Here is a 13,440-nt window from a genome sequence, read left to right on the forward strand (position 1 = left end):
ACATTAGCGCGCAGGATCAGTCAGAAACAATCTCGTAATGAACAAGGTCTTCCATCCATGTGCTCACATGGGCTAGAAACGTCACTACCGGTCGGAGCCCACCTCGACCGCGTCCTCCGGCAGCGTCGCCGTCGGCGGACCGCCCACCACCCGCCGTCTCCGCACGGCGCGATCCCGAGAAGCCGAGGTCCCCGTGCCCGCAGCACCCCGCCCCGAGCGGCCAGCAGGCCTGCTGGTCGTCGGACAGCTGTTCGCGGACGTCGTGTTCGGCGACCTGCCGAGCGGTCCCCGTCCCGGCCACGAGATCTGGACGTCGTCCTTCGGCCACGGCCCCGGCGGCATCGCCAACTTCGCCGTCGCCGGCGCGCGCCTCGGCGTGCCCACCGTCCTCGCGGCCGCCGTGGGCGTCGACCCGTTCTCCCGCCTCGTGCGCGCCCAGCTCGCCGCGGAGGGCGTCGCCCTCGACCACCTCGTCACGCTGGACGACTGGGCCCTGCCCGTCACGGCGTCGCTCGGCTACGACGACGACCGCGCCATGGTCACGGGCGGCGTCGCCTGTCCGCTCACCTCCGACGAGCTCGTGCCGGGCGCGATCCCGGCCGTCGCCGCGGCGCTCGTGCACCTGGATCCCCACCGCGCCTCCTGGGTCGGCCGGGCTGCCGCCGCGGGCACCGACGTCTACGCCGACGTCGGCTGGGACCCGTCCGAGCGGTGGGACCCGGCCATCCTCGAGCAGCTCGACGAGTGCCACGCCTTCCTCCCCAACGAGCTCGAGGCCGTCGCCTACACGGGCGCCGGCTCCCCGGTCGAGGCCGCCCGGGCGCTCGGGGCGCGCGTGCCGCTCAGCGTCGTCACCTCCGGATCCCGCGGCGTCGTCGCCGTCGACTCCGCCCGCGGCGAGGAGGTCGTCCGCCCGCCGCTCGCCGTGCGCGCGGTCGACGCGACCGGCGCGGGCGACGTCTTCGGCGCATCGCTCGCCGCCTCCGCCCGCGCGCCGTGGTCGCTCACCGAGCGCGTGGACTTCGCGTGCCTGGTGGCGGGGATCACGGTCACCCGCCCCGGCGGCGCGGCCGGCGCCCCGCGGCTCGACGAGCTCGTGCCGTGGCTGCGCGCGCACCCCGAGGCCGCCGAGCCCGGCCGCTACGACTACCTCGTCGACGCCCTCTCCCATCCCGAGGCGGCCCGCCTGCTCGCCTGAGCTGTCCGCCCGCTCCTCCCCTGATCCCCCTCCTCCCGTCCGCTCCGAACGATCTGTCCCTCACCGAATCGAGAACCACCATGTCCATCCCCTCCGCCCGCCGCGCTCGCGCCCGGCGCATCGTCGTCGGCGTCGCGACCCTCGCGCTCCTCGCGCCGGTCCTCGCCTCCTGCTCGTCGTCGTCGGGCTCCTCGGCGGGCGGCCAGCTCGACCTCTGGATCTGGCCGGACGGCCTCAGCCAGACGGTGCTCGACAAGGTGCCTGCCGAGGTGCCCGGCACGACGCTCAACGTCTCCACCATCGGCGGCGACTTCAAGCAGAAGCTCGTGACCACCTTCACGGGCCGCTCGGGCCTCCCGTCCGTCACGGGCGTCAAGGGCGAGGACATGCCGTACTTCCTCAGCGAGGACGGTCTCTTCGAGGACCTCGACACGCTGGGCGCCAAGGACGTCACCGACCAGTACCCGGCGTGGAAGCTGAAGGAGGCGACCACGAAGGACGGCCAGCTCATCGGCCTCCCCATCGACATCGGCCCCACGGCCCTCTACTACCGCGCGGACGTGTTCAAGAAGGCCGGCCTGCCGAGCGAGCCGGCCGACGTCGCCGCCGCGACCGCCACGTGGGACGACTACTTCGCGTTCGGCAAGAAGCTCAAGGCGGCGACCGGCGGCGCCATCTTCGTGGACGCGTCCGACGTCTTCACCAAGTCGCTCGGCCAGGGCACCACCCGCTTCGTCGACGAGGACGGGAACTTCACGGGCGACAGCGACACCGTCAAGACCGCCTGGGATCGCGCCGTGCTCGCCTGGAAGGACGGCCTCACCGCGAACGTCACCGACGGCAGCCCGGACTGGGCATCGGCCATCAGCAACGGATCCCTCCCCGCGCTCCTCGGCGCCTCCTGGTACCAGGCCGACCTCAAGAGCGCGACCGCGGACACCTCGGGCGACTGGCGCGTGGCGCCCATGCCCGGCGGCCCGGCCAACATCGGCGGCTCGTTCCTCTCCATCCCCTCCGGCACCAAGGACCCGCAGGCGGCCTTCGCCGTGATCAAGGACGTGCTGAGCGAGGACAACCAGGTCACCGCGTACGCCGACAAGGGCATCTTCCCGTCGGCCACCGCCACCTACGACTCCCCGGAGCTGCAGAAGGGCGACGACTTCTTCGGCGGCCAGTCCACCGTCGGGATCTTCGCCGACGCCGCGTCGAAGATGCCCACGGCCTACACGAGCCCCTACGACAACCAGGTGCAGGCCTCGTTCGTCACCGAGCTGCAGAACGTGACGTCGCTCGGCAAGGACCCCGACCAGGCCTGGACCGACGCCGTCGCCGCCGGTGAGGCCGCCCTGAAGACCGCCAAGCAGTGATCCCCGTCGCCGTCCGCCCGGGAGGGCGCCCGCCCGCGCCCTCCCGGGCGGGCGCGGGCACCCGCGGGCTCCGCCGCACGTGGCCGTACTACGTCGCCATCGCGCCGTTCTTCGTGCTGTTCGCGATCTTCGGCCTGTTCCCCGCGCTCTACTCGCTCGTGCTCTCGTTCCAGGACTGGAACGGGCTCGGCACGGCCAAGTGGGTGGGGCTCGCGAACTTCCAGGCCCTCGCGGCCGACGGCACGTTCTGGCTGTCGATCAAGAACACGCTCATCATCTTCGCCCTGTCGACGTTCCCCATGATGGCGATCGCCGTGGTCGTCGCGGCCATGCTCAACTCGGCGAAGCGGCTCAGCACGTTCTACAAGATCAGCTACTTCGTGCCGAACGTGACCAGCGTGGTCGCGATGGCGGTGCTCTTCGGATCCATCTTCGGCGACAGCTTCGGGCTCGTGAACGCGGGCCTCCGCGCGATCGGGCTCGACGGGGTCGCGTGGCTCTCGACGCCGTGGGCCATCCAGGTGACCATCGCGATCCTCATCACGTACCAGTGGACCGGCTACAACGCGATCATCTTCCTCGCGGGCATGCAGGCCATCGGCACCGAGGTGTACGAGGCCGCCAAGCTCGACGGCGCGGGGGCCATCCGCACCTTCTGGTCGGTGACGCTGCCGCTCCTGCGCCCCACGATCCTCTTCGTGCTGGTGGTCTCGACCATCACGGGCCTGCAGAGCTTCACCGAGGCGCAGGTGCTCACGGCCTCCTCCAGCACGACGAACCCGAACTCGGGCGGCGCGGGCCAGGCCGGCCTCACGACCGTCCTGTACTTCTACCAGCAGGCCTTCAACTACAACCGCTTCGGCTACGGCGCCGCCATCGCGTGGGGCGTGTTCCTGCTCGTGGTGATCTTCTCCATCATCAGCTTCCGGCTCGGGTCGGAGAAGAAGGAGAAGGTCGTGCGGGCGCCCGGCACGAGGAAGGGGCACCGCGCATGAGCGCCACCGTCCACGCCGCGGGATCCGCCGCGACCCGCGTCGCCGATCGGGCCCCCGGCAGCGCGCGCGCCGACCGCACCGGCCGGCCCGCGGGTCGTCGCCAGCTGCCGCCCGGCCGGGTGATCCTGCACGGCATCCTGTTCGCCGGATCCATCGTCAGCCTCTTCCCGCTGTACTGGCTCGTCGTGATGGCGAGCAACACCACGAGCGACATCTACAAGTCGCCGCCCGTGCTCGTGCCGGGGCCGTACCTGTGGGACAACATCCAGGCCGTGTTCCGCACGATCGACTTCGGCGGCTCGCTGATGAACACCGTGATCGTCGCGGTCTCCGTGACGGTGCTCGTGCTGTTCTTCGACTCGATCGCGGCGTTCACGTTCGCGAAGTACGAGTTCCCGGGTCGTCGGGCGCTGTTCGCGCTCCTGCTCGTGACCTTCATGCTGCCCGCGCAGCTGTCGGTGATCCCGCAGTTCGTCACGATGATCAACCTCGGCTGGGTCGGCCAGCTGCAGGCGCTCATCGTGCCGGCCGCGGCGAACGCGTTCGGCATCTTCTGGCTGCGGCAGTTCATCATCTCGAGCGTGCCGGACGAGCTCATCGACGCCGCCCGCATCGACGGCGCCGGGTTCTTCCGGCAGTACCTCACGGTGTGCCTGCCGCTCATCCGGCCGGGCCTCGGGTTCCTCGGGATCTTCACGTTCATCGCCGCGTGGAACGACTACCTCTGGCCGCTCATCGTCCTCAACGACCCGGGCACGCTCACGCTGCAGGTGGCGATGAGCCAGCTGAACAGCGCCCACGGCAAGGACTACGGCATGGTCATGGCGGGCGCGCTGCTCGCGGTGATCCCGCTGATCGTCGTGTTCCTCATCGGCGCGAAGCAGTTCATCGGCGACATCGCGAAGAGCGCGCTGAAGTGACGGCCGCCTCGGCGCGCGCGCCCCGCATCACGGCCGTGGACGACACGGCCGCGCTCGGGGTCGCCGCGGCCGACGTGGTGCAGGCGTTCCTCGGGGAGGACCCGGCCGGCGTGCTCGGCGTCGCGACCGGATCCAGCCCCGAGCCGCTCTACGCCGAGCTCGCCCGGCGGCACCGGGAGCGCGGCCTCGTCACCGACGGGCTCTCGCTCGTGGCGCTCGACGAGTACGTGGGGCTCCCGCCCGGGCACCCGCAGTCGTACCGCGCGTTCGTGGGGGCGCGCATCGCCGAACCGCTCGGCGTGCCGAGCGCGCGCGTGATCGTGCCCGACGGCTCCGCGGCCGACCCGCACGCGGCCGCGGCCGAGCACGAGCAGCGGATCCGACGGCTCGGCGGCGCCGGCCTCCAGATCGTCGGCATCGGCGCCAACGGGCACCTCGGCTTCAACGAGCCGGACTCGCCGTTCGACGGGGTCAGCCGCGTGGTGCGCCTCGCCGAGGGCACCCGGCGCGACAACGCGCGGTACTTCGGCGGGGTCCCCGCGCGCGTGCCGACCCACGCCATCACGCAGGGCATCGCGACGATCATGTCGGCGGGCCGGATCCTCCTCGTCGCCTCGGGCGCGCGGAAGGCCGACGCGCTCGCCGCGGCGCTCTCCGGACCGGTCACGGAGCGGGTGCCCGCGTCGATCCTGCAGCGGCACCCGCGCGTGACCGTCGTCGCCGACCGGGCCGCGCTCGCGGCGCTCGCCGGCCTCTCGGCGCTCGCCTGACCGCCGCCGTCCCGCCCCCCGCCGCCACCCGCGCCTCGGCGCCCCACCAGCACCGGAGACCCGCATGTCCCACCTCGACGACGTCGCCCCCGGATCCGCCTCGAGGCTGCCGCCGCGGGCCCGGTTCGCGACCGACGCGCCCGTCCTCCCGCTCGACGGCGACTGGCGGTTCCGCCTGCTGCCGGCGGCGCCGGTCGACGACGCCAGCCGGGCGCCCGACGTCGCGGATCCGACCCTCGACGACGCCGCGCTCGACGCGGCCGGCTGGACGACGCTGCCCGTCCCCTCGCACTGGGTGCTGCACGGACACGGATCGCCCGCGTACACGAACCTGCAGTACCCCTTCCCCATCGACCCGCCGCACGTGCCCGACGCGAACCCGACCGGCGAGCACCGACGCGCGTTCACGCTGCCCGGCTCGTTCGCGGACGCCGCGCGCGTGCTGCTGCGCACCGACGGGATCGAGGGGCTCGCCACGTTCTGGGTGAACGGCGTCGAGGCGGGCTGGACCACGGGCAGCCGCCTCACGACCGAGATCGACGTGACGGAGCTGCTCGTGCCGGGCGAGAACGTGCTCGGGATCCGGGTGCACCAGTGGTCGGCCGCCTCCTACCTCGAGGACCAGGACCAGTGGTGGCTGCCCGGCATCTTCCGGCCGGTCGAGCTGCTCGCCCGGCCCGCCGGCGCCCTCGACGACGTGCGGGTGCGGGCCGACCGGGACCCGGCCGACGGATCCGGGCGCCTCGTCGTGGAGGTGGACGGCGCGTTCCCCGTCGTGGTGCGCGTGCCGGAGCTGGGGATCCACGTGACGTGGGAGACCCCGGCCGACGTCGCGCCCATCGCCGTCCCCGCCGTCGACGCGTGGAGCGCCGAGCGCCCGCGCCTGTACGACGCGACCGTGTCGTCGCCCGGCGAGACGGCCTCGCTGCGGATCGGGTTCCGCACGGTGCGCATCGACGGCGACGCGCTGCTCGTCGACGGCCGCCGCCTCACCTTCCGCGGCGTGAACCGGCACGAGTCGCACCCCGAGCGCGGGCGCGTGTTCGACGAGGCCGAGGCGCGCGCCGACCTCGAGCTGATGAAGCGGCACGGCGTGAACGCCATCCGCACCTCCCACTACCCGCCGCACCCGCGCCTGATCGACATCGCCGACGAGCTCGGCTTCTGGGTCGTGCTCGAGTGCGACCTCGAGACGCACGGCTTCTGGGACGTCGAGTGGCGGGACAACCCCTCCGACGACCCGCGCTGGCGCGACGCGTACCTCGACCGCATCGCGCGCACGGTGGGCCGCGACCGGAACCACCCGTCCATCGTGATGTGGTCGCTCGGCAACGAGTCCGGCACCGGGCGCAACATCGCGGCCATGTCGGCGTGGGTCAGGCGCGCGGATCCCACCCGTCCCGTGCACTACGAGGGCGACCTCACGGGCGAGCACACCGACGTCTACTCGCGCATGTACCCGACGCTCGAGGAGATCGACTCGGTGTGCGGCACGCCCGTCGCGAGCATCCACGAGACCACGGGCGCGACGGGGGCGAAGCAGCGCGCGAAGCCCTTCATCCTGTGCGAGTACGGGCACGCGATGGGCAACGGGCCCGGATCCCTCGCCGACTACGAGGACGCCATCGACCGCTGGCCGCGCCTGCACGGCGGCTTCGTCTGGGAGTGGCGCGACCACGGGCTGCTCGCGCGCACGGCCGACGGGCGCCCCTTCCACGCGTACGGCGGCGACTTCGGCGAGCCCGTGCACGACGGCCCGTTCGTGATGGACGGCCTGCTGCTCTCCGACGGCACGCCCACGCCCGGCCTCGCCGAGCTCGCCGCGGTCATCGCGCCCGTGCGGGTGCGCGTCGCGGACGACGGATCCGGCGTGCGCGTCGAGAACCGGCGGCACTCCGCGTCCACCGACGACGTCGACCTGGTCTGGATCCTCGCCCACGACGGCAGGCCCGTCGCCCGCGGGATCCTCGAGCACGCGCCCCTCGCCGCTGGCGACGCCGCGACGATCCCGCTGCCCGCCGAGGCGCGCGCCGCCGGGCACGCCGAGGAGGCGCACCTGACCGTGCAGGTGGTCACGCGGCACGACGCGCCCTGGGCCGAGGCGGGGCACGTCGTGTCGTCGCACCAGGCCCTCGTGCGCGACCGGCCCGCGACCCGGCCGCGTCCCGCCGGACGCTGGCGGGGGGACGCGCTCGGCGTCGGCACCTTCGACGCGCGCGGCGACCTCGTCGCGTGGGGCGGCCTGCGGGTGCGCGGTCCACGGCTCGAGCTGTGGCGCGCACCCACCGAGAACGACCGGGGGGCCGGCCAGGGGTCCTACGAGCTGGCCGAGCCCGAGCTCACGCGCGGCCGCGGCGCCGAGGAGACCCCGCCGTCGGCCGACCGCTGGCGCGATCGCGGGCTGCACCGGCTCACGCACCGGCTCCTCGGCGCGACCCGCACGGCGGACGGCCTCGAGACGCGGATGCGCGTGCAGGCCGCGCACTCCGGTGCCGGCGTCGACGTCGCCTTCCGCTGGACCGCGACCGATCGCGGCCTGCTGCTCGCCACCGAGGTCGTGCCGTTCGGCGCGTGGGACTGCACGTGGCCGCGGGTCGGCGTGCGGATCGACCTGCCGGGCGCGCTCGCGGAGCACCCCGTCAGCTGGCACGGCACGGGCCCGGGGGAGGCGTACGCCGACAGCCGCACCGCCGTGCGCGTCGGCCGCTTCGCGTCGACCGTCGACGGCCTCCGGGTCGCCTACGCCCGCCCGCAGGAGACGGGCCACCGCCCGGAGCTCCGCTCGCTCGTGATCGGCGACGGGTGCACGACCCCGCTCACCGTGACGACCGTGCCCGACGCCGCCGGCCACCGCGCGGGCTTCCAGCTCTCCCGCTGGACCCCGCAGCAGATGACCGACGTCGGCCACCCGCACGAGCTGCCCGCCTCCGACGGGCTGCACCTGTTCCTCGACGACGCCCAGCACGGCCTCGGATCCCGCGCGTGCGGCCCCGACGTGCTCCCGCGGCACGCGCTGTGGCCGTCGCTGCGCACGTGGGAGGTGCTGCTGGGGTAACGATGCCGGCGGCGCCGTCCTCGAGGCGCGAGAGCGCGACGAGTCATCGCACGTCCCGCCGTCGGAGGCCGCGCTCCGGCGCGCTGTCCGGGAACCGCGGGCGCCGTGAGCATCGAGGGGACGCCCACCCGCCGCCGCTAGGCTCCATGCGCGCGCATGGAACTGATCCGTGCGAGAAGGAGCACCCCATGAGCACCACCTACCGCGTCGGCTACCTCGTCGGCAGCCTGTCGTCCACCTCCATCAACCGGGCCCTGTCGCTCGCGCTGGAGCGCCTCGGCGCCCAGGCCGACCTCGAGCTCACCGAGATCCCCATCGCGCCGCTGCCCTTCTACAGCGCGGACATGGACGGGGACTACCCCGAGGTCGCGAACGCGTTCAAGGCGCGGATCGCCGACGTCGACGCCGTCATGATCGTCACGCCCGAGTACAACCGCTCGGTGCCCGGCGTCCTCAAGAACGCGCTCGACTTCGCGAGCCGCCCCTACGGCGAGAACGCGTTCCAGGGCAAGCCCAGCGCGGTCATCGGCACGTCCATCGGCGCGGTCGGCACGGCCGTCGCGCAGCAGCACCTCCGCAGCATCCTGTCGTTCCTCGCGTCGCCCGAGCTGTCGCAGCCCGAGGCGTACATCCAGACCACCGAGGGCCTCATCTCGCCCGAGGGCGCGATCTCGAACGCCGGCACCGAGGAGTTCCTCGTCGGCTGGCTGCAGGCGTTCCACGCGCACATCGAGAAGAACCTCACGGCCGTCTCCGCCTAGTCGGCGACGGGTGCCCGTCCGCGCGAGGTCGGCGGAGCGGATCGAGGCGCCCGTCGCCCGTCGCCCGTCGCCCGTCGCCCGCCGGCCGAGCGCGCCCGCGCATGCTGGGTACCCTGAGCGCATGGTGACCATCCGCGACGTCGCTGCCGACGCGGGCGTCGCGCGCAGCACGGTCTCCTACGTCCTCTCGGGCAAGAAGAAGCTGCCCGACGCCACCCGCGAGCGCGTGCTCGCGAGCGTCAGCAAGCTCGGCTACCGGCCGGACCCCGCCGCCCGCGCGCTCGCGCTCCGGCGCACCAACATCCTCGGCTTCCTCGCCTCCATCGACCCGGCGTCGCGCGAGTCCGACATCGAGGTCTTCATGCGCTTCGTGCGGGCCGGGATGTACGAGGCCAACACGCGCGGGTTCGACCTGCTCATCATGGGGAAGGGCGAGGACGAGCTGCGCGGGGACGTGCTCGCGGACGCGCTCGTGGTGATGGACATCCGCGACGACGACCCGCGGATCCCGGTGCTCCAGGCCATCGGCCTCCCCACCGTCCTCGTCGGGCACCCGGGCCGCTCGTCCGCGTTCAGCGCGGTGGACCTCGACTTCGAGGAGGCCGGCCGCGTCGCCGTCGACCACCTCGTCGCGCTCGGGCACCGGGAGATCGCGCTGCTCGGATCGGGCGCGCCCGCCGCCCGGACGGAGATGGGCTTCGCCGTGCGCTTCCGCCGCGGCTTCACGGAGCGGTGCGCGCACCACGGCATCCAGGGCGCTGTCGTCCCCTCCGCGGGCGGCGGCGACGACGCGGCGGGGCGCTGGCTCGACGCGGCCCACGAGGCCCTGCCCGACGCGAGCGCGATCGTCGCCCACACGCCCGGCGAGCTCGAGCCGATCGCGGCGGCGCTCCGGGCGCGCGGGATCCGGATCCCCGGCGACTGCTCCCTCATCACGGTCGCGCCCGAGGTCGTCATGCGCCAGGCCGCCCTGCCGCTCACGGTGATCGACCTGCCCGGCGACGAGATGGTGCGCCGCGCCACCGGCCTCGCGGCGGACGAGCTCGCGGGCACGGCCGAGCCCGGCGTCCTCGAGCTGCTGCCCGCGGTGCTGGTCGAGCTCGGATCCACCGGTCCGCACCTGTCGGGCGTGGGCGGATCCGCGTTCCGCTCCGCGAGCACCCCCGCCTGAGCGCGGCCCGGCACCCGCGCAGCCTGCGCGCCGCGTCCCGATCATCACGATCGGAGAACCGGTTCGCCGAAAGTGTTGAACCGGTTCTCCAAACCACCTAGGCTCGCCGCGAAGCCGCCGTGACGGGCCGCTCCTCCCGGCATCGCCGCCGTGGACGGAGACGGCTCCCGGCGCGCAGGTACGTATTCAGAGAGGAATACCGTGATCAACACGCGCACCCGCGCCGCCCTGGCGGCCACCGTCGTCGTCACCGCAGGCCTGGCCCTCACCGGCTGCTCCACGGGGGGAGGCGGCTCGTCGGATCCGAACTCGCTCACCCTCTGGGACAGCTTCACCCAGTACGACGCGTCGTCGCCGTACGGGAAGCTCATCAGCGGCTGCGAGACCAGCACCGGCATCACCATCGACCGCACGCAGAACCCCGACAACGAGACCAAGTTCCTGCAGGCCGCGTCGTCGAAGACCACGCCGAACCTCATCGTGCTCGACAACCCGGCCATCGCCCGCTTCGCCGACACCGGGCTCCTCGTCTCGAACGACGAGTCGGGCCTCGACACCTCGAAGGTGCTGCCCAACGTGCTCGCCGCCGGTCAGCTGGACGGGAAGACCTACGGATCCTCCATCGGCGCGAACACCCTCGCGCTGTTCTACGACAAGGCCAAGCTGGCGGCCGCCGGGGTCCAGCCGCCCACCGACTGGGCGAGCCTCCAGGACGCCGCCGCGAAGACCACGCAGGGCGACGTGCAGGGCCTCGGCTTCTCCGCGATCGGCACCGAGGAGGGCACGTTCCAGTTCCTGCCCTTCTTCTGGGGAGCCGGCGCCGACCTGTCCGACATCTCCTCGCCCGCCGCCGTGCGCGCGCTCACCCTCTGGACCGACATGGTCAAGGACGGGCAGGCGTCGAGCGCCAACGTCAACGCGAACCAGCAGGACATCCGCGACCAGTTCCTCGCCGGGAAGCTCGCGATGATGGTCAACGGCACGTGGCAGCTCTCCGCCCTCGACCAGGCGGGCATCGACTACGGCGTCGTGCCGCTCCCCGCGGAGGACGGCGGCGCCGCCCCCAGCCCCCTCGGCGGCGAGTTCGTCGAGGTGGTCGTGAGCGACAAGGCGAAGCAGGACGCCGCGGCGAGGTTCGCGCAGTGCATGATCGACCCCGCCAACCTGGCCGACTGGACCGCGGGCCAGTCGTACATCTCCCCGTACGCCGACGCGGCCGCCGCGCAGGCGTCCGCGGACCCGGAGCTCGTGCCGTGGGTCGACGCCGTGAAGGTCGCCCAGGGCCGCACCGCCGACCTCGGCATCGCCTACCCGGACACCTCGAAGGCGCTGTACCAGGCCATCCAGGAGGCGCTCACCGGCAGCAAGACGCCGCAGGCCGCGCTCGACGACGCCGCGGCGACGCTGAAGAAGTGAGCGGCCGCGTGATCGACCGGCCCCTCGCCCCCAGCAGGGGCGCGGGGCCGGCGGGCCCGGCCGAGGGGCGGCCCCCGCGCCGCCGGCCGTACCGGACGGTGAGCGTCGTCGCCGCGATCGGGTTCATGGCGCCGGTCGTCGCGTTCCTCGCGATCTTCTTCGTCTACCCGATCATCCGCGGCTTCCTGCTGAGCCTGCAGGAGTACGGGCCGCGCGCGTTCGTGACGGGCGAGGCGCCCTACGTGGGCTTCCAGAACTACGTGACGATCCTCAGCGACAGCCTGTTCGCCACGATCGCGTGGCACACGGTCGTCTTCACGGTGGTCTCGCTCGCCGGGCAGTTCGCCATCGGCCTCGCGCTCGCGGTGTTCTTCACGCGCCGGTTCCCGCTCTCGACGACGTTCCGGTCGCTCATCCTGCTGCCGTGGCTGCTGCCGCTCATCGTCTCGGCGACGGCCTGGCGGTGGATGTTCGACCAGCAGTTCGGCATCATCAACTCGGTGCTCGGCACGCCGATCGGCTGGCTGAGCGACCCGTCGGTGTCGCTGTGGTCGGTCATCATCGCCAACATCTGGCTCGGGATCCCGTTCAACATGATCCTGCTCTACGGCGGCCTGCAGGGCATCCCGGAGAACCTCTACGAGGCCGCGGCGCTCGACGGCGCCGGCCGTTGGCGCACCTTCCGGAGCATCACCTGGCCGCTGCTGCGCCCCGTCACCGCGGTGACGCTGCTGCTCGGCCTCGTCTACACGATCAAGGTCTTCGACGTGATCTGGATCCTCACCAAGGGCGGCCCCGCCAACAGCTCCCACACCCTGAGCACGTGGGCCTACGAGAAGTCGTTCACCGACCTCGACTTCGGCGTCGGCGCCGCGGCCGGGGAGATCCTCGTGGTCGTCGCCCTCGTCTTCGGCCTCATCTACGTCCGGGCCCAGCGCAAGGAGGCGCAGTCGTGAACACCGTCGACACCCCGGTCCGTCGGTGGACGAACGCCGTGATCGGCCTCGCCATCTGCGCGGTCCTGCTGTTCCCCCTCTACTGGATGCTCAACGTCTCGCTGACGAAGCCCCAGGACCTCATCTCGAGCACGCCGAGCCTGTTCCCCGCCGATCCCACGCTCGACGGGTACGCGCAGGCCATCTCGACGCAGCTGCCGAACCTGGTGACGAGCCTCGTCATCTCGATCGGCTGCGTGATCCTCACCCTCCTCATCTCGCTCCCCGCGGCCTACGCGATGGCGAAGTTCCGGGTGCGCGGCACGGGCGCGGTGATGTTCGTGTTCCTGCTCGCGCAGATGATCCCGGGCATCGTGCTCGTGACCGCCCTGTTCGCGATCTACAACGCGCTCGGGCTGCTCAACACGTACCCCGGCCTGATCCTCGCCGACGCCACGGCGTCCGTCCCGTTCGCGGTCATCGTGCTGCGCGCCTTCATGCTCGGGATCCCCGACGAGCTGCTCGAGGCCGCGCGCATCGACGGCGCCTCGAGCTGGCGCGCGTTCGTCTCGATCGTCGTGCCGCTCAGCCGGAACGCCATCGTCACGGCCGCGCTGTTCTCCTTCCTGTTCGCCTGGGCGGACTTCCTCAACGCGAACTCGCTCACCTCGGGCAACAGCATCGTGCCGTTCACGCTCGGGCTGTACCGCTACATCGGGTCCACGACGACGAACTGGAACGGGATCATGGCGACCGCCGTCATCGCGTCCATCCCCGCCGCCGTCCTGCTCGTCGTCGCGCAGCGGTTCGTCGCCGCGGGCGTCACCGCCGGGGCCGTGAAGGACTGAGCGG

At 72.7% G+C, this 13,440-nt stretch carries 11 protein-coding genes; all 11 read left to right on the top strand.

Features of this window, described 5'->3' with window-relative positions; translation table 11 throughout:
- Positions 1-193: 193 nt before the first annotated feature.
- The 11 genes from ITJ40_RS01250 to ITJ40_RS01300 all read left to right on the top strand — a co-directional run bounded on the left by ITJ40_RS01250 (position 194) and on the right by ITJ40_RS01300 (position 13,436).
- Positions 194-1,198: a PfkB family carbohydrate kinase gene (locus ITJ40_RS01250; protein ID WP_194665279.1), complete on the top strand. Its 1,005-nt coding sequence runs from the start codon at positions 194-196 to the stop codon at positions 1,196-1,198.
- A gap of 80 nt (positions 1,199-1,278) precedes the next feature.
- Entirely contained in the window at positions 1,279-2,565 is a 1,287-nt protein-coding gene (locus ITJ40_RS01255; RefSeq protein ID WP_194665281.1) for an ABC transporter substrate-binding protein, read from the top strand.
- The gene (locus ITJ40_RS01260; RefSeq protein ID WP_194665283.1) at positions 2,562-3,560 is read left to right on the top strand and encodes a carbohydrate ABC transporter permease; all 999 of its coding nucleotides are present in this window, start codon (positions 2,562-2,564) and stop codon (positions 3,558-3,560) included. The genes ITJ40_RS01255 and ITJ40_RS01260 overlap by 4 nt, the downstream gene beginning before the upstream one ends.
- A complete protein-coding gene (locus tag ITJ40_RS01265) occupies positions 3,557-4,480 on the top strand; it encodes a carbohydrate ABC transporter permease (RefSeq protein WP_194665285.1) in 924 nt (307 codons plus the stop codon). The genes ITJ40_RS01260 and ITJ40_RS01265 overlap by 4 nt, the downstream gene beginning before the upstream one ends.
- Positions 4,477-5,250 (top strand): glucosamine-6-phosphate deaminase, encoded by a 774-nt coding sequence (locus ITJ40_RS01270; RefSeq protein WP_194665287.1) that lies wholly within the window; start codon positions 4,477-4,479, stop codon positions 5,248-5,250. The genes ITJ40_RS01265 and ITJ40_RS01270 overlap by 4 nt, the downstream gene beginning before the upstream one ends.
- Before the next feature lie 64 nt (positions 5,251-5,314).
- Positions 5,315-8,305, top strand: a complete 2,991-nt coding sequence (locus tag ITJ40_RS01275; protein WP_194665289.1) for a glycoside hydrolase family 2 TIM barrel-domain containing protein — start codon at positions 5,315-5,317, stop codon at positions 8,303-8,305.
- A 188-nt stretch (positions 8,306-8,493) separates the two neighbouring features.
- A complete protein-coding gene (locus ITJ40_RS01280) occupies positions 8,494-9,066 on the top strand; it encodes an NADPH-dependent FMN reductase (protein WP_194665291.1) in 573 nt (190 codons plus the stop codon).
- 121 nt (positions 9,067-9,187) lie between these two features.
- Positions 9,188-10,237 (top strand): LacI family DNA-binding transcriptional regulator, encoded by a 1,050-nt coding sequence (locus tag ITJ40_RS01285; RefSeq protein ID WP_194665293.1) that lies wholly within the window; start codon positions 9,188-9,190, stop codon positions 10,235-10,237.
- Between the two features lie 201 nt (positions 10,238-10,438).
- Positions 10,439-11,653: an extracellular solute-binding protein gene (locus ITJ40_RS01290; protein ID WP_194665294.1), complete on the top strand. Its 1,215-nt coding sequence runs from the start codon at positions 10,439-10,441 to the stop codon at positions 11,651-11,653.
- Positions 11,650-12,609 carry a carbohydrate ABC transporter permease gene (locus ITJ40_RS01295; RefSeq protein ID WP_194665296.1) on the top strand — a complete coding sequence of 320 codons (960 nt, stop codon included), beginning with the start codon at positions 11,650-11,652 and terminating at the stop codon, positions 12,607-12,609. Before ITJ40_RS01290 ends, ITJ40_RS01295 begins: the two co-directional genes overlap by 4 nt.
- Positions 12,606-13,436, top strand: coding sequence for a carbohydrate ABC transporter permease (locus ITJ40_RS01300; protein ID WP_194665298.1), 831 nt, complete (start codon positions 12,606-12,608; stop codon positions 13,434-13,436). Before ITJ40_RS01295 ends, ITJ40_RS01300 begins: the two co-directional genes overlap by 4 nt.
- Positions 13,437-13,440 lie beyond the last annotated feature (4 nt).

Origin of the sequence: Clavibacter sp. VKM Ac-2872 (assembly GCF_015351105.1) — a bacterium.
Taxonomy (GTDB): domain Bacteria; phylum Actinomycetota; class Actinomycetes; order Actinomycetales; family Microbacteriaceae; genus Clavibacter.